17 protein-coding genes and 1 tRNA gene are annotated in these 19055 nt (G+C 66.9%); 5 read left to right on the top strand and 13 right to left on the bottom strand.

Annotated elements, in window-relative coordinates; genetic code table 11:
• Positions 1-212 precede the first annotated feature (212 nt).
• The gene (locus QMG73_RS15495) at positions 213-2432 is read right to left on the bottom strand and encodes a glycoside hydrolase family 9 protein (protein WP_281896039.1); all 2220 of its coding nucleotides are present in this window, start codon (positions 2430-2432) and stop codon (positions 213-215) included.
• A gap of 149 nt (positions 2433-2581) precedes the next feature.
• On the opposite strand from QMG73_RS15495, the gene QMG73_RS15490 reads away from it, so the two are divergent.
• The gene (locus tag QMG73_RS15490; RefSeq protein WP_281896036.1) at positions 2582-3325 is read left to right on the top strand and encodes a DUF6082 family protein; all 744 of its coding nucleotides are present in this window, start codon (positions 2582-2584) and stop codon (positions 3323-3325) included.
• On the opposite strand, the gene QMG73_RS46385 is transcribed toward QMG73_RS15490, so the two are convergent.
• On the bottom strand, positions 3300-3482 hold the full coding sequence (locus QMG73_RS46385) for a DUF397 domain-containing protein (protein ID WP_407676812.1): 183 nt from the start codon (positions 3480-3482) through the stop codon (positions 3300-3302). The two genes, QMG73_RS15490 and QMG73_RS46385, sit on opposite strands and share 26 nt — an antisense overlap.
• A gap of 233 nt (positions 3483-3715) precedes the next feature.
• Between QMG73_RS46385 and QMG73_RS15485 the strand changes: the two genes are divergently transcribed.
• Positions 3716-3967, top strand: a complete 252-nt coding sequence (locus QMG73_RS15485; RefSeq protein ID WP_281896035.1) for a Smr/MutS family protein — start codon at positions 3716-3718, stop codon at positions 3965-3967.
• On the opposite strand, the gene QMG73_RS15480 is transcribed toward QMG73_RS15485, so the two are convergent.
• The 4 genes from QMG73_RS15480 to QMG73_RS15465 all read right to left on the bottom strand — a co-directional run bounded on the left by QMG73_RS15480 (position 3968) and on the right by QMG73_RS15465 (position 7393).
• Positions 3968-4612 (bottom strand): response regulator, encoded by a 645-nt coding sequence (locus QMG73_RS15480; protein ID WP_281896034.1) that lies wholly within the window; start codon positions 4610-4612, stop codon positions 3968-3970.
• Positions 4603-5697, bottom strand: a complete 1095-nt coding sequence (locus QMG73_RS15475; protein WP_281896032.1) for a sensor histidine kinase — start codon at positions 5695-5697, stop codon at positions 4603-4605. Before QMG73_RS15475 ends, QMG73_RS15480 begins: the two co-directional genes overlap by 10 nt.
• 639 nt (positions 5698-6336) lie before the next feature.
• Positions 6337-6409: transfer RNA gene (locus tag QMG73_RS15470), tRNA-Arg, on the bottom strand.
• A gap of 339 nt (positions 6410-6748) precedes the next feature.
• Positions 6749-7393: a hypothetical protein gene (locus QMG73_RS15465; RefSeq protein ID WP_281896031.1), complete on the bottom strand. Its 645-nt coding sequence runs from the start codon at positions 7391-7393 to the stop codon at positions 6749-6751.
• Positions 7394-7734: 341 nt separating this feature from the next.
• On the opposite strand from QMG73_RS15465, the gene QMG73_RS15460 reads away from it, so the two are divergent.
• The 3 genes from QMG73_RS15460 (at position 7735) to QMG73_RS15450 (ending at position 11805) form a co-directional block, all read left to right on the top strand.
• Positions 7735-7893, top strand: coding sequence for an RNaseH domain-containing protein (locus QMG73_RS15460; RefSeq protein WP_407676811.1), 159 nt, complete (start codon positions 7735-7737; stop codon positions 7891-7893).
• A gap of 251 nt (positions 7894-8144) precedes the next feature.
• On the top strand, positions 8145-10424 hold the full coding sequence (locus tag QMG73_RS15455) for a HelD family protein (protein ID WP_281896028.1): 2280 nt from the start codon (positions 8145-8147) through the stop codon (positions 10422-10424).
• Between the two features lie 142 nt (positions 10425-10566).
• Complete coding sequence (locus QMG73_RS15450; protein WP_281896027.1) at positions 10567-11805, top strand: hypothetical protein; 1239 nt, start codon at positions 10567-10569, stop codon at positions 11803-11805.
• Between the two features lie 132 nt (positions 11806-11937).
• Here the strand turns inward: QMG73_RS15450 and QMG73_RS15445 are convergent, their stop codons facing one another.
• The 7 genes from QMG73_RS15445 to QMG73_RS15415 all read right to left on the bottom strand — a co-directional run bounded on the left by QMG73_RS15445 (position 11938) and on the right by QMG73_RS15415 (position 18419).
• On the bottom strand, positions 11938-12495 hold the full coding sequence (locus tag QMG73_RS15445; protein ID WP_281896024.1) for a hypothetical protein: 558 nt from the start codon (positions 12493-12495) through the stop codon (positions 11938-11940).
• Positions 12428-12820, bottom strand: a complete 393-nt coding sequence (locus QMG73_RS15440; protein WP_281896022.1) for a hypothetical protein — start codon at positions 12818-12820, stop codon at positions 12428-12430. Before QMG73_RS15440 ends, QMG73_RS15445 begins: the two co-directional genes overlap by 68 nt.
• Positions 12821-13130: 310 nt before the next feature.
• Positions 13131-14591, bottom strand: coding sequence for a tyrosine-type recombinase/integrase (locus QMG73_RS15435; protein WP_281896021.1), 1461 nt, complete (start codon positions 14589-14591; stop codon positions 13131-13133).
• Between the two features lie 121 nt (positions 14592-14712).
• Positions 14713-14991, bottom strand: a complete 279-nt coding sequence (locus QMG73_RS15430) for a DNA-binding protein (protein WP_281896019.1) — start codon at positions 14989-14991, stop codon at positions 14713-14715.
• Between the two features lie 110 nt (positions 14992-15101).
• Complete coding sequence (locus tag QMG73_RS15425; protein ID WP_281896017.1) at positions 15102-16085, bottom strand: replication-relaxation family protein; 984 nt, start codon at positions 16083-16085, stop codon at positions 15102-15104.
• A 94-nt stretch (positions 16086-16179) separates the two neighbouring features.
• Positions 16180-17067, bottom strand: a complete 888-nt coding sequence (locus QMG73_RS15420; protein WP_281896015.1) for a replication-relaxation family protein — start codon at positions 17065-17067, stop codon at positions 16180-16182.
• Positions 17068-18119: 1052 nt separating this feature from the next.
• Positions 18120-18419 carry a hypothetical protein gene (locus QMG73_RS15415; protein WP_281896012.1) on the bottom strand — a complete coding sequence of 100 codons (300 nt, stop codon included), beginning with the start codon at positions 18417-18419 and terminating at the stop codon, positions 18120-18122.
• Positions 18420-19055 lie beyond the last annotated feature (636 nt).

Below are 19055 nucleotides of genomic sequence, written 5' to 3'. Positions count from 1 at the left end.
ACGCCCTGATCACACTCCCGCTCCCCCGCCGCACGGCGGCCCCGCGCCGCACGGGCCTCCCGCGCCGCGCGGCGGCTCTGCCCGCGCCGCACGGCGGCTCTGCCCGTCGATCAAGGGCAAACGCACGTGGTTCGATCTCTTTTCCGCGTGCGTTTGCCCTTGATCCATGCGGATGTCCTTGATCGGCGGGCCGCTACGCGGCCCGCCGAGCGCTACAGGTCCGCGATGAACGCCGCGATCCAGGCCAACGGGGCGTTCCAGTTGATCGTCAGCTCGTTCGTCGACCACGACTCGATGTCGTCGATGTAGCAGAACTGGCCGACGCAGCCGCGCAGCTTCTGCTGCGCCAGCGGGTCCTGGATCGCCGAGTTCGGCCCGCCCGAGAGCGTGCCGTTGGGCGGGTTCGGCAGGTCGGGGTTGAGCTGCCGGGCGTACCAGCGGCTGTGCTGGTTCTTCGCCGCCACCTCGCCGTACCCCGTCACATACGACATGTTGAGCGCGTTCCGGCCGAAGATGTAGTCCATCCCCTCCAGTACACCGTCGCGGTACTTGGCCCGCCCGCTCAGGTCATACGCGGTCGCGATGACCACCAGGTTGTTGATGACGAGCTGGTTCGACCCCCAGTCGAACTGGTTGTCGCTCGGCGCGTACGGCATGCCGTACGGGTGCGCCTTGATCGTCGCCAGGTACCGATCGGCGCCTTCGAGCACCGACGCGCGCACCCGGGCCCGGTCCGGCAGCTTGTTGGGCAGCGTGGCCAGGTCGAGCCGGCCCAGAGCCGCCGTCGAGCCCCAGTCGAAGCCGCGCTCACGCCACACGTCCGATGTGTGGTGCGGTGAGGCCAGGACGAAGTCCTTGTACTCCTTGGCGCCCGTGGTGATGAACAGTTCCGCCGCCGCCCAGTAGAACTCGTCGCTGACGTCGGCGTCGGAGTAGGCACCGCCACCGGTGGCGTCGGCCGGGTCTGCAAGCACGCTCGGGTTCGCCTTGGCGGCGGCCCAGGCGCTCTTCGCCGCGGCCAGGTTGCGCGCCGCGAACTGCTGGTCGTACCCGGCGAACACGCGCGCCGCCTGTGCCGCGGTAGCCGCCAGGTTGAGCGTCGCCGCGGTCGACGGCGGGTGCAGCTCACGCTTGCGGTCGTCGAGGTGCGGCAGCAGCGGCAGCCCTGTCCACGTCTCGTCGTGAATCTTGTGGTGGGCCATGCCCGCCAGCGACTCGCCCGCCGGCACCTGCATGCTCAACAGGAACTCCTGCTCCCACCGCGCCTCATCGAGAATGTCCGGCACCTTGTTGCCGCTTTCGGGAATCGCGAGCGTGCCATCCTTGAGCTTCCACGGCTTCACCGATCGCTCGTACTCGCTCATCAACTGCGCCACCGAGATGCCGCCGTTGACCACATACTTGCCGTGGTCGCCCGCGTCGTACCAGCCGCCCGAGACGTCCAATGTGTAGTCGCAGACGCCCGGCTGGCACGGCACACTGGTGTCGCCCTGGTTGGGCGCGACACCGACGTGACCCGCCGGCCGCCCGTACCCAGGCCGAAGGCTGTCGAGAATCTCCACGCCGCTGCGCTGGGTGTAGTAAAACTTGAGCGCATCGAGCCGCAGCTGCTCCCAGTACCCAGAGCCGATGTCGAATGGCCGGCTAACCTCGCCGTCCGCGACCAGCGTGTAGCCCGTGCCCACCCTCGTGTACCGGCTGAACGTGATCGTGTGCACGTTCTGCCCGGACGAAGCGTCGACGCCGCGCGGTGTGCTCTTACCGTTCGCCACCACGGCGCCGGCGGCGTTTTTGAGCTGCCACGGCAGGGCCGCCGTCGCTTCGGTGACGAGCGTGGCATTCTTCGGCCCGTCCGGCACGTAGCCGACCTGGTTGACCCGCACCCGCGGCCCGGTGTCGGGTACGTATGGCTCGGCGACCGCGCCGCCGGCCAGGGAGACGTTGTCGAGGCAGAACCGCCACGGCTCGGCGCTGCCGCCAAGCTGGAAGACGACCTGGCCGTTGGCGAGGTCGACCGGCGAGGTGAAGGTGTACGAATAGTCATTGCCGGACGGGCTGAACTCCGGCGTCGCGCCGAAATACTGCGTCCACGGGTCCGCGCCGAGTTGTACGAGCGCCTTGGCCACCCGCGCGGGTGTGCCGGTGGCGAAAAACTTGTACGCATATGTTTCGCCGCTGACGAGCGGGATGTCGTTGATGCCCACGATGGCGTCCCAGGGGTTGGCCGTGCCGCCCGGGATGTCGGCGCACAGTTGACCGCTGCTGGAGTCGAGGGTGATGTTGGCGGTGCCCCACCAGGGGGCGTGACCGTTGTCGAAGGTGCCGTTGACGATCTGTTCAGGCCCGTCCGCGTACGCCGTGGAGGCGGTCAGCCCGGCCGCGACTAGCGCCGCCGCGACCGTGACGGCGAGCCGTCGTATCCGTTTTGTCACGTCGTTCCTTCCAGTTGTGGGAGCGCTCCCAACCTCTGGAATGCTCTCAACGCCCTTCCCACATGTCAATGGATCGATCCGCGCTCATTGACGATCGACATTGCGACGCTACGTGATGATGTGACTACCACAAGCTTCGGGAGGTCGCAGTGCTCAGGGTCGCGCACACCGCGAGGAGCCTCGTCTTTCTCGCCTTCGGTGCGGGTGTCGTGCTGGCGGTGGGCACGGTGTTCGCGAGTTGGCAGGCCTTGACCGACCAGATCGAAGCCGACCAGCTACAGCGTTTGAGCGATACCGGCCAGGCGGCGTCGGCGATCCTGTCAGCAATCGCGTTGATGGGCATCGCCGGTTCGCTGTACTTCCAGATGCAGCAAACCCGCGCCGCCCAGGTCGCCGCCGCCCGCGGCATGCGGGTGCAGTTGCTCCAGTTCGCCATCGAGAGTCCGCAATTCCTGCACGTATGGGGCGCGGACCCCAAGCGACCCGTCCGAGATCGACAGGAAGCGGCCTATATCTCGATGGTTCTCGCCTACAACAAGACCTCGTACATGCTCGGACTGCTCACCGACTATGAGCTTCGCGAGTACTGCCAGCTGATCTTCACCCACAAGAGCTTCCGCGACTTCTGGCACGGCGCCCGGCTGACCTACCTGAACGACCACTTCCGCGACTCACGCCGCTTCGCAGGCATCGTCGACTCCGTCTATCAGTCGTCGCTCGCCCAACCGCCATCCACCGGCGGCCCACCCAGGAAGCTGGGCGGGCCGCCGAGTGATGCTCGCAGGCTCGGCGCCACGGCGCTTGCAGCCTTCTGCACGGGAATCGCGGTGGGTGCGATGGCCACCCACCGCCGACGATCCAATCCGGCTAGCGGTCGAACTCCCCACGCCTAATCGCCTGGGTGAAGTCTCGCCAGCCGTCTGGCCCCACAGCCAGGACGCCTTGGTCAAGATCGCTGTTGTTTCTCATCAGAACCTCGTTCGGGCCGATTTGTACTTCGGCACAGTGGGCGTTGTCGCAGCGGGTCGAGCGAATCCAGGGGCTGGTCACGTCACGAGGACGCGACACCCCCTCGGCGAGGAACTGATCGGACACGGCCTTCCATTCTCGGTGTCGATACCGTCAGAAAGCAGACTAAGCGGCAAGTTCGTACAAGATTGGACATATCCGCTGAACGGGCGTGGCCAAGCAGGCAACGCGCAGACCGTACCAACACAGGGAGCGCTGAAGATTCCAGCCCAGGCCTCACTCACACGATTGGATCGCGGCTAACATCCGACTTGATGAAGCTCAAGCTGGACCTGCACGACATCTTCAACCGGGGTCACGACATCGACCGTGCCCTCCGGGGAATCATCGACGAGGCGGTCGCCAAGAAAGCCACGGTCGTCGAGATCATCCCAGGGAAGGGATCCGGCCAGCTCAAGAAGCGGGTGCTGCGGTTCCTCGACCAGAAGGAGATCAAGGCGCTGTATCACCGGGTCGAGAAGGACTCCAAGAACTTCGGCCGCGTGTTCGTGCACTTCCGGCACTGATTACGAGCCCAGGTATCTGAGCACGGCGAGCACCCGCCGGCTGTACCCCGTGGTGTGCGACAGGTCGAGCTTGTCGAAGATGCTGTTGACGTGCTTTTCGACCGCGCTCTGCGAGATGTGCAACTGCTCGGCGATCGTCGCGTTAGTGTGGCCCTGCGCCATGTGGTCGAGCACGTCACGCTCGCGGGGCGTCAGCCGGCTCAGCGGGTCGGTGTGAGTCGTCCGGGCGAGTAACTGCCGCACCACCTCCGGGTCGAACGCGGTGCCGCCGGCTCCGACCCGGTCGAGCGCCTCGAGAAACTCACCAACCTGCGCCACACGATCCTTCAAGAGGTACCCGACACCGTCAGTGTGGGCGGTCAGCAACTCGACGGCGTAACGCCTCTCCACGTACTGGGAAAGCACCAGGACCCCGACGCGCGGCCACCGGCCGCGAAGCTCCATGGCGGCGCGCAGCCCTTCGTCCGTGTGAGTCGGCGGCATCCGCACGTCGACGACCACGACGTCTGGCTGGTCCGCGGCGACGGCCGCGAGCAGCGCCTCTGCGTCACCGACAGCGGCGACGATCTCGTGCCCCTCCTCGGCGAGCAACCTGACCAGGCCCTCCCGCAGGAGCGTCGAGTCTTCAGCCAGCGTCACGCGCATGGCAACTCCGCGACAATGGTCGTCGGCCCGCCAACCGGACTGTCCACATCGAACCGTCCATCGAGCGCGGCGACACGCCGCGCCAACCCCGACAAGCCACCCCCCGCCGGGTCGGCGCCGCCCACACCATCATCCCGCACCTGTACCGTCACCTTGCCCTCCTCAGTGGACAGTCTCACCACGACCAGGCTCGCTCGCGAATGCTTGGCCGCGTTGGTGACCGCTTCCGACACCACGAAGTACGCTGCGGTCTCCACCGCCCTGGCTGGCCGCTCAGTCAGCTCATAACGCACCCGCACCGGCAACCCGGCCCGCTCGGCGACCCGCAGCAGCGCCTCGTCGAGGCCAAGGTGGTCCAGCGCGGCTGGGTACGCTCGCCAGGCAACATCCCGCAACTCGTCGAGGATCTGGCGGGCCTGCTCGTGCGCCTGCCGCAACAAATCTGTATCACCATCAGTGCGCCGCGCCCGCCCGAGCAGCATGCCGAGCGCGACCAGCCGCTGCTGTACCCCATCATGGAGGTCACGCTCGATCCGGCGCCGCTCGGCGTCGACCGCCTCCACCACACCAGCGCGGCTCGTGGCAAGCTCGGCGATCCGCCGCTCCAGCAGCTCCCGCTCACTCGGCCCGAGGAAACGACGCGCCATCCTCCGCTCGACCTCCACGAGCCCGGCGAACCCCTGCACACTGATGAAGAGCAGCACCGCGCCGATCAGCACCTGCGACCCGAAGGTGAGTAGGCTGCTCCGCCCGATCAGAAAATGCCAGACCCAGACGGCTCCGACCACCAGCCCGTAGACAAACAGCAAGACAAGCAGTCCGCCCAGCAGCCCAACCGCCCAGCGGACCGCCAGATACTGGAAGGCACGTTTGCCCGTGAAGTCGGCGGCGTTCTCGGCGCCGTAGAAGGCAGCCAGGCGCCGGCGCTCCATGTCGGCGAGCCGCCGCGCGCCTCGATAGACCGTCTGCCGCGCTCCGGGAAGCGCCGTTACAGGGGTCGCGAGGGCGAGGTAGAGCAGTTCGGGTACGGCCGTGGCCGCGCCGAGTGCTACCCCCAACGCTGCCCGTGTCCAGCCCTGCCACATGATCGCGAGGCTACCGGTGTGGGTTTCCCCAGCTCACTACCTGGGGAAACCCACACCTCACTCGAAGTGCACGTACGGCTCGACGGATATGCACTGCGGCGGCTTGACGTCCTGGGCTTGTGCAGGACTCGAAAAGACGCTAACGGCGAAACCTGTCCCGATCATCGCGAGAACTGCGAACCGCAGAACCCACCTCATATACGCTCCCCCCGGCCAGGTATGGCGGCCAGTTTGGTAATCGCCTCCATGATCTACGGGCGCCGGCACCCAAAGATCAATGCCAGCGGTGAACACTATCACCGGAGCGAAAAATAGCTAGATCTGATTTGAGATTCGCAATAAACTGACCGCGTAAGTCCTGGTCAGTAGCGAAAATTCATTTATTGATTTGATAGTGTTGAGAATTTCACGACTCACTAGGCGCGATACGGTGATCACGAACTGTCGAGTAGGCTAATTTTCTACAGAAAGAGCTACCACGTAGACAGAAAGCGCCGCGCCAGCCAGCCGGTACTTGCAATTTGCAGGCGGCAAACTTGTTGGCCTGCAACATCTACCAACACGCCTATCGCGTGCCAGATGTTGGTAAGCGACACAGCAGCGGGTCGAGACGAGACCCGGTGGTCGCGATGGCGAGGGTGCCCCCGGCAAGATTCGAACTTGCGACACACGGTTTAGGAAACCGATGCTCTATCCCCTGAGCTACGAGGGCGCGGCCTCCCAGAGTACCTGCCAGCGGCCGCCGACAGGCACCGGGGAGCACCGACGGCCGCCAACCGTTCCAACGCCGACCGGCGGAGCACGCACCGATCACGCGAACCTAGATGATCTTGCAGGGCGCCGGCTGTCGCCGAACGGCACCGGACGTCGCCGACCAGCTCCGATCTCCATAGCGGCCAAACCGAGCACACAGGTATGGCTGCCGGCATTTGACCACTGCGACGCGGGCCGGTGGTCCTCTCGATACGACGCTCCGTTGGCCTAGGCAACAGCCATGAAGGGAACGACCGATCGGGGGTGACGGGTTGTGGCGCGGACGCGGGTCCGGTGGCTATGCGTGTCCCGGCTCTACCTGCGTCGTGCCGTCGGCGTGAAAAATCCACGTGCGGGTGCCGCATTCAGCGTCGGGAGCTAGCTGGGACACTTCCGTGCCGGCCGCGTCTGTGGCGATCAGAACGGAGCCGCCGCAGCCGAGGCTGGCCAGCGTCTTCATCTGACCCGGAGGCACGACGATGGACGACGAGTCGACCTTGATAGTGATCATGTCCGTGCGGTCATTGCGTACGAACAGTTCACCCTCGGATTTCAGGCACTCCACGAGCGGAAGGCGGCAGCCGACCTCGTCCCGGAAGATCAGCGCGAGCCCGCATCCGCCCGCGAGGATCATCACGGCCACCACCACGGTGACCCCGCGCCCGGTCCTACTCATATTGGTCTCCCACCGGAAGAGTGTTGCGGACGCTCGGCGCCATCGGGCGCTCGGTCGGCTGCCGCCGAATGCACCGGCCGGGGAGCGGAAGGCTCGCGGGCCGGTGGTCGGGTTGGTGAGGTTGCTGCCGTCGATCGCCATGTTGGCGGTAAACGGCGAGCCGTCGGCGTTGATCTGGCCGAAGGAGTAGATCTGGGCGCCTACTGCTGAGACGGCGCCCAGTGCGGCCGATTCGGAGCCAGCCAGCCCCCTGTAGAGCGTGAACATCTTGCTGGTGCCGGGGGCGATGGTCCGAGGTCGATTTCACCAGCACCCCGTCGTCCGAGGGCCCGTTGTCGGTGAACCAGCCGTTGATTCCGTTGTCCGTCAGCGGGAAAGACGGATCCGGGTCGGCGTGGCCGTCGTTGGTGACGCCGCTGACGAAGCTGGTATCGCCGCCGAGTTGCTCCACCATCTCGTACCCGGAAAAGCTGGTTGAGGTCCCAGTCGACGGCCCGGCAGTAGCGCACCGGTGACGGCGGCGTGGTGCCTGAGTTGCTGACGATGACCTCCCTACCCCTCGCACAAGCAGGCATACAGCTCCAGGCGCCGAAGGCGAAGGCACAGGTCTGGAACCTCAGTTCATCGAACTGACCGTGGCCGGGCTCCAGGACGGCGACAGCCCGGAGCACTGGGCCGCTCTCGCCCACGACCTCCGCGACACCGCACTCCACGCCCGGGAACACCACGATCCTGCTCTGGCCGTTACACCTCGCAGAGCAGATTGAGGGGTACCTGCTGCCGTCGCAGGTCGGCACGGCGTCATCCGTCAGACTGCCCGGATCGGACTGGGGTACGCGAGGCTCAAGGGCCGATCCTTCCCGCCTTTTGAGCCTGCCCGATGACGTTATCCCCCGCGCTTCTGGTGACCGATCAGTTGTCTCCGAGGCGACAAAACGGTGCCTCCACATGATCATCACGATACGATCAGTGCCCTCCCGCGCGGTTCAATCCTCATACGTAGTCGGAGAGTGACCCATTGACGGCGGCTGGCGCCCTCGACTTCGAGATCGTGGCGGAGCAGGAGTACTTCGACCGGGCAGCAGTCGAACGAGAACGGCGCCGTGGCGTGGTGCCGGATATTCCGGGCGTCGCGGTCAACAAGGGAGCGGCGGAGCGATCGTCGCGATACTCGCGGGCTCGCCTCGAGGAGATGGCAGAGCCGACGGAGCAGGTGGCGTTCGGTCGCCTTGACATGGACGAGGAAGAGACCTTCTACATCGGCCACGACCTCATCCGTGACACTGGTGGAGAAGTCCTCGTGGTCAGTTGGAAGACCAAGGTCGCTGCGCCGTACTACAAGGCAACAACAGCCGAGCCCCGCAACGTCCGGCGCAAGAGAACCTTCCAGTGCGACGGCAATACGATCCTGAACTTCAGCGACGTGGTCCTCGCGGCGATAAGCTCTACGTCGGCCGCCGTAGACGGCACTCCAGCCCATCCGGATCTCAGCGATGCACTGCTTGCCGAGCTTCGTACCGCGCGCACAGGCGAACTGCGCAGCATTGTCGCGACGATCCAGGCCGCGCAATACGAGGTTATCGAGGCGCCGCTGCGGCAGCTCAGCGTCATCCAGGGTGGCCCGGGGACGGGGAAGACGGCCGTCGCGCTGCACCGTGTCTCATGGTTGCTCTTCAACCACGGAGAGGAGCTGAAGCCCGACTCCGTGCTAGTCGTCGGGCCGAACCGGACGTTCGTGCGGTACATCGGGGCGTTGTTGCCCGGGCTCGGTGACCGGGTCGCGCACCGTTCGATCGACGAACTGCGTCCCGATGCGCGGGTGCCGCTGCGGATCCGCGGTCAGGAAGCCGAAGATGTGGCGGCGATCAAGGGCGACGCACGCATGGCGAAGTTGCTAGCCCGCGCGCTCAGCCTAGGCTCGAAGATGCCGCTCGCCTCACAACCGTGGGTCGTGCAGTCCGGCAAGGAGACCTTCTCGCTCGACGGTGCGGAAGTCGCTGCTGCTGTCCGACGGGCGTGGGATGCCGGAGGCACCTACAACCAGCGGAGGATGCGACTTCGTACCTGGTTCCAGAGCACGGCGCTAAACAAACGTGCCGCGCAGATCCGCTGGCCGAAGCCGAACGCCGCAGCCTCGCTGACGGACAGGATCATTGCGCCCGCCTCACCGGCCAGCCTCGTGCAGTGGGTGCTGGGTGCCGGCGATCGCATTGAACCGATCCACAAGGAGCTGTTCACCGACAAGGAAGCGGCGGCACTGTATCGGAAGCCGCAAGCTGCGGACAAGGAACGGTGGACGGCCGCCGACATCCCGCTTCTTGATGAGGCGGACGCCATCATCAACGGCATACCGCTGCGCTACCAGCACATCGTGGTCGACGAAGCGCAAGATCTCTCCCCGATGCAGCTACGGGCGCTTGCCCGCCGGTCGAATGGGTCGATGACGGTGGTCGGCGATATCGCACAGTCGACCGGCCTGTGGGCCAGGGATGACTGGGAGGACCTTCTCCAGCATCTCCCGCAGGCGCTGCCGGTGGCGCGGTACACGCTCCGTTATGGGTACCGGGTGCCGCGCCAGGTGCACGAACTGGCGGTCCACCGTGCGCCTGAGATCGCTCCTGGCATCGAGCTGCCGCAACCGGTCCGCGACGGCGACGAAGATCCTCACATCTGCCTGGTCACGGAAGCCCATGTCACAGGACAGGTTGTCGCCCGGGTGCGCCGGCACCGGGACGACGGCCTGTCAGTTGGCGTTATCTGCTCCGGAAGCCGCCGTTCGGCCGTCGAAGCGGCATTGATCAGCGCCAACATCGGCTGGAGCGACGCGGACCGCGGTGAGCTCGGCCTACCGGTCACGGTCGTGAGCCCGGAAAGCTCGAAGGGCCTGGAGTTCGACGCGGTCGTCGTCCTCGACCCAGCAACGATCGCGCTCGGCAGCGAACGCGGCGACCGACTGCTCTATATCGCGCTGACCCGCACCACGCAGCGACTCGACGTAGTGGACATCGAGCCCGATCCGGCGAAATCGCCGGAACCTGTCATGCCGGCAGTTCCGCAGCAGGCTGCTCCACGACAGAACCAGCTGTCCCTGCCCGCCGTCCCGGTCGGTGGTTCGGTCAGCGACGAAGCGCTGGACCTGCAGCAGCGCGTCGTGGCCTTGATAACCGCCGACGTTGTCGAACGGATCAAGGCAACCGCCCCCGAACATATGTGGCCGGCCGTTCTTGAGGCCACCGCAGCCGCGCTGGGCGGCGCCGGCGTGACAGGCGAGCGCCAGGCCCAGGGAATGCCGGGGTGAACTGGGGTGCTCGATCGCTGCGTGCGCATCGGACGCACATGCTCGTGACACCGCCGCCTACTGGACGGAGCTTGGACGGCCTCGAACGTTCCCAGTGATCTGCCGACTACCTCAGTCGCGGAAAGCCACTTCAGGAAAGGCAATGGACGAGATTCATCTGATCAGTGACGGCGATGGACTGGCGGTCATCGGGAATCCACCGGATGTCGAACGCTTCCTCGTCTCGGAGGGGCTGTCGTCGAAGGACCTTGGACTGCAACGGCTCAACTCAGTCGTCAGTGCCGGGGCTGCAGTCACTCAGGCAGGTTCGGAGATTGCCATCAACTCCGGCCGCTGGGTGGAGCTGACTTCGGAGTCGGCTCAGCTTGTCAAGAAGTACGGGCTGAGGGAAAACTCGAGGACGGGCCTGAGCACCGGTGTGGTGAAGGGGCACAAAGGCCAGATCAAGGGGTTCGTTGAGTTCATCAAGGGACCCCGGTCGGTTCTGACCAACCCAGCGATTCTTGCCGGAGCTGCGACCATCATGGCGCAGGTTGCGATGCAGCAGACCATGGACGAAATCACCGACTATCTCGCCTCGATCGATGAAAAGGTCGACGATGTGCTGCGCGCTCAGAAGGACGCTGTGGTGGCCCGCATCATCGGAGTGGGCTTCGTGGTCGAGGAGGCCATGACCATCCGAGAAGCGAGGGGTAGGGTCGACGAGGTCACGTGGTCGAAGGTGCAGGCCGCGCCGGCGACGATCGCAGAAACCCAGGCGTACGTGTTGCGTCAACTAGACGCACTGGCGGAGAAGATGGAGCGCAAGACCGCTATCAGCGATCTCGCCAAAACCACCCAGGAAGCCGAGTCCATGGTTCGGGAGTGGCTCGCCGTTCTGGCTCGCTGCTTCCAGCTACAGGACGCGATCGCGGTGCTCGAACTCGATCGGGTGCTGGACTCCTCTCCAGAGGAACTGGACGGGCATCGCCTCGGGTTGAGGGCGGCCCGGCAGGACCGGCTCGAACACATCTCGCGAAGCACCGAACATTTGGTAGCCCGCATGAATGCGGCTGCTGGCGCGGCCAATGCAAAGGTGCTGCGGCACCCGACCAAGTCCCCAGCGGTAGTCCGGTCGAGTAACCACGTCGTAGCCGGCATCTACGACTTCCATGGGCGACTCGGAATTGAGTCTGGTCACCAGTCAGCGCAGGTAAGACGGTGGGTGGACGCCGCAGCGGAGGTGAGGGAAAAGGCGCTCGAAACGGGAGCAAAGGGCGTCGATGCCGCCAAAGGCCTCAGTCACGAGGCTCTCGATCGGGTCAGCACCGTAAAGGGCAAGCTCTCAAGCGGGATCGCCGAGCGAGTGCGCCGTCGGCGCGAGGATGACGAGGAAGGCTGAGGCAGCCTCGCCTGCCGATGCCCAGGAAACAGGCCGGCGTCGACACGTGGGCCGTGCGGTGCCAGGGATGCCGAGCGGCCCGAGCGTCATGACTCCGCGGCCACGAGGAGAAGCGACTGTGGCAATGGTCGTCTACGCCCAGCGGCGGCGCCGATGTACCTGGACTTCGCGTATTGGCATCTCGGACCAGTGCTGCGGGCGGTCGACGACGGGGCGTGCCAGGTAGGGGGTGATCCGGTCGCGTTCGTGTTCTTCGGCGAACTGTTCGGCTTGCATAGTTTCACCGGCGAGGTCGAGCGCTTTAATGAGCTGTACGACGAGTAGGTCGAGGCGATGGTTTTCCGCTTCAGCGGCCGTGAGGCGTTCGTGGGCAGCGACGACGCGGTGGCCGCACCATTGCCGCAGAAGCTCGTGCTCAGGTCGGACGTGCTCGCGGTACCACCGATCCTCCCACTCCGGACTGGACTTTTCGCCCTTGCGGACCGGATGTGGACCACCGTATTTGCACTTGTGTCGGGCTTCGGCCTCCTCCTCGATCACGTGCTCCAGGATGGTGTGCGAGTGGGCGCCGCAGGCGGCCTCCGCGATCATGACTGTGCCGGCGGGCGAGACGATCGTGGCATCATCGGTGGTGAACCACTGGATTTTCGCGAGAATGTCCTCTACGGGCACTTGGAGGATTCCGGTCACCTGGCGCGACACCGCGACCTCGACACTGGAACAGCAGGCCGATCGAATCGTCGCCGACATAGTCAGAGCCGTCGAAAAGCAGGAACGGATCTCCGCCGCCCTCAAGCGGCGCGAGCAGGAACGGCAAAGCCGCGGCAAAACTTGCCGAGCAACAGGCAGCCGAGGAGCGCCGCCACGACATGGAACGCAAGGCGGGGTTGAACATGCCATCGCGAAAGCCCGCCACCTCGCCATCGAGGAGCACCGCAAGGCGACCTTCAACACCGCATTGGAACAGTGGCGGAACGCCGCGGATATTCGGACGTCCGGCGATGCCCTCGAACACGCCTACTCCGCGCCGGTCAGGCAGCCAGCCGCGGCGAACTCGCCGCCTGGTTGACCTGGGCACGCGCTCGCGCCAAAGCGACAGCTTGTCCGGGCACGGGCGAAGGCCGGCTGCGGCAGCCCGCGACAGGGACGGCGAATGGTCGTTTCAAATCAAGGTAGTTTGCATCCGAATCGCGCTCGAGAGTGTGCGCGGGTCAGCACGATCACCTAACCTGCGCGCCGTTTGCCAAGAACCCACAAGTACCAGCAGACGCTGAAACGACGAAAGAGGCCCGTCCGGGTCAACGACCTGGACGGGCCTCATCTTTTTAGGCGCTCTTGCGCCGGTTTTTGATCTTCTTTGCGACGGCGTCGGCGGCTTCGTGGTGGAGGCGTTTGACGACGCTCGTGTAGGTGTCGTAGGTGAGGGTGATGGTGCTGTGGCCGAGTTGTTCGGAGACGACTTTGGCCTCGACGCCGGCGTCCAGGGCCATGGTGGCGGCGCCGTGGCGCAGGTCGTGCAGCCGGATGGGCGGCAGCCCAGCCTGGCGGACGAGGCGGTTGAAGCGTCGGGTGACCAGGTTGGGGTGCCAGTGGCGGCCGTCGGGGCGGACGAAGAACAGCCCGGTGTCCGGCCAGTCGGGACCGGCGGCGAGTCGCTGGGCGGCGCGGCGCGCCTTGTAGGAGGTGAGGACGGCGACGGTGTCGTCGTCCAGGATGAGGTCGCGGTTGCCGGCGTCGCTCTTTGGTGGCTTCTGGACCAGGGTGTGGCCGTGGACGGCGATCTGGTTGTTGATCGTTGTTTCCCTGCTGCCCAGCCGCACCTCGGCGTCGAGCAGGCCGCAGGCTTCGCCGCGGCGGGGTCCGCGGTAGGCCATGAGGTGGAACATCGGGTACAGGTCGGGGTCGTGCGTTGCGGCGTGGTCGAGGAAGGCGACGAGCACGTCGTCGGTCCACACCATGACCGGGCCTGGTATCCGCCCGGTGTGGCGCCAGTGTGCGACGCGTTCGGGTTCCCACACGATGGGCCGGGCCTTGTCACCGGGGGTTTTGACGAGGGTGGCGGGGTTGGTGATCCCGGCGATGACCTCTTCGGCGAGGGCGTCGTTGATGGCCTTGCGGAGCGTGGCGCGGATGCGTTGGCAGGTGGCCGGTCCGGTGGGGCGGATGCCTCGTACGCTGTCGCGCACGCTCGGGTCGGTGCTTGCCTTGGCGGCCCGGATTTCGGTGTTGCGGTCGGCGATCGCGGCGAACATGGCCCTGATGTGGCGGGGCTTGAGCTTGTCCAGGCGGATGTCGCCGAGGTGCGGGATGAGGTGGACTCGTACGTGGCAGGCGTAGCCGCGCTGGGTGTTCGCGTCGACGTTCAGTGCGGCGAGCCAGCCGGTGAGGTAGTCGGCCACGGTGGGGACCTCGGCCAGGGACGCGTTGGCGCGCAGCCGCGTCCGGATGGTCTCCACGTCGGGCAGTGGTTGGCGGGTGTGGGCGGCGCTCTGGAGGAGGTCGCCGATCTCGGTGCGGCGGTCGCGGGCGCGGCCGGCGAGGGCGAGCAGGGCGCGGGCGTGGTCGAGTTCGGCCAGGGCGTCGCGGTAGCTGTCGAACCCGCTGCGGCGTAGTTGCCGCCGCTGGCCGGTCGTCGTGACGGGCAGTTCGAGTTGGTACTGCCAGTGGCCGTGTTCGGAGCTCCAGGTACCGCTGGCTCGCCGCAGTTTCGGACAGTTGTTGCCCGCGGGCTTGCCGCTGCCGGGGTCGCGGCAGCCGCAGCGCTTGGTGATGGATCCTTCGGGCATCGAGTGTTTCTCCTGGTCAGAAGGGTGTCGCCGCCGTCTTGAGGTGGGCGGCGGATTTGTCGATGAACATGAACGCGTGCCTCGCGCCGACGATCAAGTCGACGGTCGCGCGGGGGTGGGGCTACGGGGGTTGGCTGGGGTCCGGATCGAGGTGCAAGGCGGCGAGGATCGGTTGGACCGGGATCCGGTACTGGCTGCCGGCACGGATGACTGGCACCGGGAACCGGCCATTTTTGGCCAGCAGGTAGGCGGTGCTCATCGCCAGTCCGAAGATGTGCGCGGCGGTGCGCAGGTCGGTTGTGGCACCGAGCGCACGGATCGATTCCGCGGTCCAGGCCGGCTCGCCGCCGGCATGTTCTCGGGTACGCCGGGCGGTCCGGCTGCGGCGGGTGTTGCTCACTGTGAGACTCCTTGGGCAAAGGGTGTGGGCTGTGGCTGTACGGCGTCGGGCCCGCCCCGCGTGATGGCGGGGGCGGGCCCGAGGTGCGCCGTATCGAAGGGGGTTACGGATTAGATGTAGCTGTAGCCACCGTCGACAATGGACTCGTCGCCGGGCCGGCTCCGGTCGTGGATGGGGTGTTCGGCGAGGTTCTGCGCGTCGAGGAACAGCGCGCGGTCGTTGGGGTGTTCCACCTGTTCGGTGGGCGGGAGGTCGACCATCGCCAACCGTTCGCGCGCTCCGGCTGGCAGCCAGACCCGGGTGGCGGGGTGACCGGCGTCGGGGTGGGTGGTGGCGACGGTGAGCTGGTCCAGGTTCAGCCGGGCCAACTGCTGGTGCAGGGCGGCCTCGCGGTGCGGGTCGGTTGTCCGGAACAGGACGGTGGCCAGTCCAGTCCGGTCGGCGACCGGCCGGTAGCGGTGGATCCGGCCCGCGACGGAAGCGATGGTGGTGTCGCCGTGGTCGGGTTCCAGCCAGAACCCGTACCGCTGGCCGTCGTGGATGTACTCACCGTGCCAGACACGGTGTTTGGCCGGTGCGATCGCGTCGGCGCAGGTGCGCGGTGACCACCAGGTCCGCAGGTCGGTGGCGGCGCGCCCGCGGGCGTGGGTGGCCAGTTCGACGAAGAACTGGTTGAGGTCCCACAGTTCCGCGAGGTGTGGGTCGGCTTGCAGCCGTTGTTGCTGCCGGTACACGTGGGCCGGGCCGGGGCCTGGATAGTGCGGGTGTGTGGCGAGGACCGCGCCGAGCGGTCCCAGGCACCACACGATCTCGATGGTGCCGGTGCGGGTGGGGCCGATCGCGAAGCGGTCCAGCCAGCCGCGGCGGGCCAGAATCCGCAGCCGCCGCTCGGTGCTGGCCGATTCGGGGTCGAAGCCCAGCGCGGTCAGCTGGCCGGTGGTCAGGATGCGGTGCTCGGCGATCATCAGGATCGCCCAGCGGTCGCGTCGGGTGGTCCGCCCCAGCTCGTAAAGCGACAGTTCGGCGGGGACGGGCTTGGGTGAGGGGATGATGAACGGGTTGGGATAGGTGGTCGTCACGACCAGTACCTCCATGATGGTGCGCCGTCATGCGGCGCGATGGTTGGGCCGCCCGCCGTCGGCGGGTGGCGGAACGAGATGTTCTGGCTGCCCGGCGGTGCCGGGCGGGTCAGTCAGGGCCGGACTCGTCGTCGTCCAGGTCGGGCAGGGCGGTGGCGAGGTCGGCCAGGGTGAGCAGGCCGGAGTGGCCGTGCAGCCACCACACCGGGCCGGCCGGGCTCAGCCGGCCGGCAGTGGCGTGGTCGCGGGTGCCGGTGGCCACCGGCAGTTCACCCAGGCCCAGTTCGGCGATCTGCTGATGCAGGTGCAGAGCGCGGTGGGTGGCGTGCAGCCAGACCAGTACCGGCCACGCCGGCCCGCCGCGGTCCATCAGGGCGAGGTAGGCGACAAGCTTGCGGCACAGTTCGGTGACCGGCTCGGTGCCGGTGTCGTACTCCAGGAAGAACGGCACCCGCCGGTCGCCGGCCTGCCAGATGCCGTGCCCGTCGGGGTGTACCTGTGTCCGCCGGGCCTTGAGGTCGGTCGGGTCGGCCCGCCCGGTGAACGCGCCCGGCTGAGCGCACCGGGACTCCGGCCACCACCGCACCAGCGCATGCCCGGGGCGGGTGCGGGCGTATCCGGCCAGGTCGGTGAAGAACCCGTTGACGCCGAGCCGGTGCCCCAACGTGCGCGTAGAGGTCCACCGCCGGCGTCGGGCCCGGCCGAGCCCCGGCCGGGGTACTGGTTCGTCGCGTTGCGCCGCGACGACCTCCGCGCCTAGCTGGTCGATCACGTAGCGGAAGGGGAACGAGCCGCCGTCCGGTTTCAACGGCCGGAACCGGTCCACCAACCCGAGGCTTGTCAGCCGGGTAAGGCGGCGTTGGGCGAAATCGAGGGAGGGGAACAGGGCATGGGCGATCTGGAACGTGGTCAGCACGCCGTGGTCGTACAGCCATTGCAGCAGGGTGTGGTCGCGGGCGGTCAGCACGGACTGCGCGCGAAGAACGCGATCGGACACAGCAGAGTCCTCAATTCTGTCGATACGAGAAGATGACGAAACACGCAACGCGGCCCCCGGGGGAGAGAAGAACCGAAGGGTCTTTCTGAGCTGGCCGGGAATCAGGCACAGCGGCGCTGTCCTGCATTGACAGACAAGAATTAGGACCGTCTCGGGGTCAGTCTCAAGAACGACCCCGGAAGCGACCGCAACACTGACGCCAGCACTGACCCCAACCCGATCGCCGCCAGTCCGGCAGAGCCAGCAACGCGCCGGCTCCCGGGCAACTCTCCGCCGGCACATGCACAGAAGCATCAGCGCGACGCACATCCGCGACGGGCCTCGGCATCCCGGGCACTCTCCGCTCGACGGCTGCGGCATTGCCGTAAGCGACGGCATGGTCGTCCGCACACGACTGCCTGCCCGGCGTGCAACCACCCTCGCGGCCGACCAGCTGCCGTAACCGGCATCCGACGGAAGGCCCGCACCGCAACCACGGCACGACAGCGCGATGGCGCGCCCACCCACCATCGCGCTTACCCTCGAGGGTCGGAGCCAGCTTCGCCGCCTGCCGTCGGCGGCTCGCGACCGCCGCACCCACCAACCGGGCTTTGTCAGACGTGGCGAACACCCCCCGATCTGACAGCGCACTGACAACGCCGCCATGGGTCTGACAAGGCAGGTCAGAGCAGGTGCCGGACCGACGGCCACTCGACGCCGCTCGGCGTGCGGTGAAGGCAAGGTCGACCGCTGTCAGATTCCTTGTCAGATCCCGCGCGCCTGACAGCGGCCGGCCACGCGCACCGCCGCCGTCAGCGGCGGCCGTAGCCCCGCCAGCAGGGTTCACGGTGCGGACGACAAGGAGCCGCGGCACGACTACGGCTCGTCGCGCTCGCGCCGGGCCTACGACGGAAGGAAGCGGGTCGGCCAGACCCGTGCCGGCCATGGGCGACAAAGTGCCGCCACGGCCATCCCAACGGCGGCGGTCGCCCACTCGCGCCTGCCCTGCCAGGCCACGGCGAATCAGCTCCCGCCACACAGCGTCACGGACGGCGAGGCGCTCGGATGTGCCATCAGCCAGCCCTCAGTACCGGCAGCGGCACCTCGCCGGCGCAGCGAAACAAGATCAACGCCGGCAGATGTCGACGGGTCGAAACTGCCGGCGATAGTGCCGGCGCATCCGGCGGCGGCAGTGCCGCCGCCGGACCCAAGAGTGCCGAACCCAAAGTGCCGGACGCGGCAGTGCCGGATGTGGCAGTGCCGGGTGTGCCGGATGCGGCAGTGCCGAACTCGGAAGTGCCGAACTCTGCCGACCGCGCAGTGCCGGATTCGGCGATGCCGGCGGCGATCAGGGCAGCGAAGCCGAGGCTCACCGCGCCGGGGCGACGGTCAGCAACGCGAACGCTTTGTCGGCGGCCCGTAGCGCGGACCCGGTCAGTCGTCGCGAAGGTCGGACTCGCTCACGGGGACGGGCTCCAACCCAGTGGGAGGTGCCGCACGCAGGACACAGCTGTCGCCCCCAGTAGGCCACAGCCGTCTGACGGCGGTCTGACAACGCAGGTCAACGGCTGTTTCGCCGCCCACGCGGGACCGCCTGACGAATCTGACAAGACATCGACTGTCAGGAATGAAAATCTGACAAGATATCGATTGTCAGAAATATTTTCACCGCGCGCCATGTCAGAGCCGCCCGGCCCAACGCCCCGGCGATCCGCCGCACCCAGCCCCGCCGAACGCCTGGCACGTCGCCGCTACCGCCGGGGACGAGCGACACAACGGCGGCCCGACCCCCGACGCCACCTGCGTCGGTATCGCCACTGCGGCGCTCCCCACCCAGCGGGCAAGGCCAGACTGCCGAACTGCCACGAGATGCCGACTGCCGGACGTGCTACGGCAATGCCAAAGTGCCGAACCGTCGGAGCGTTATTCAGAACGTGGTTATCCCCAGGTTCGGTAGATCTCCAGTCCGGTGACGGTGCGTAGGACTTCGGGAAAGTCGGTGAGGCGTC

The sequence above is a fragment of the Phytohabitans aurantiacus genome (genome assembly GCF_027923225.1).
In the GTDB taxonomy this organism is placed as follows: Bacteria; Actinomycetota; Actinomycetes; order Mycobacteriales; family Micromonosporaceae; genus Phytohabitans; species Phytohabitans aurantiacus.
The sequence above is the reverse complement of the archived record's forward strand: the minus strand, read 5'-3'. Positions and strand labels throughout refer to the sequence as shown.

Bases quoted from the DNA above. Each gene is read 5' to 3' on its own strand.
- QMG73_RS15425 (WP_281896017.1), bottom strand. From the start codon at position 16,085: ATGGAGGTACTGGTCGTGACGACCACCTATCCCAACCCGTTCATCATC.
- QMG73_RS15465 (WP_281896031.1), bottom strand. From the start codon at position 7,393: ATGTTCACGCTCTACAGGGGGCTGGCTGGCTCCGAATCGGCCGCACTG.
- QMG73_RS15475 (WP_281896032.1), bottom strand. From the start codon at position 5,697: ATGTGGCAGGGCTGGACACGGGCAGCGTTGGGGGTAGCACTCGGCGCG.
- QMG73_RS15485 (WP_281896035.1), top strand. From the start codon at position 3,716: ATGAAGCTCAAGCTGGACCTGCACGACATCTTCAACCGGGGTCACGAC.
- QMG73_RS15480 (WP_281896034.1), bottom strand. From the start codon at position 4,612: ATGCGCGTGACGCTGGCTGAAGACTCGACGCTCCTGCGGGAGGGCCTG.
- QMG73_RS15450 (WP_281896027.1), top strand. From the start codon at position 10,567: ATGGACGAGATTCATCTGATCAGTGACGGCGATGGACTGGCGGTCATC.
- QMG73_RS15435 (WP_281896021.1), bottom strand. From the start codon at position 14,591: ATGCCCGAAGGATCCATCACCAAGCGCTGCGGCTGCCGCGACCCCGGC.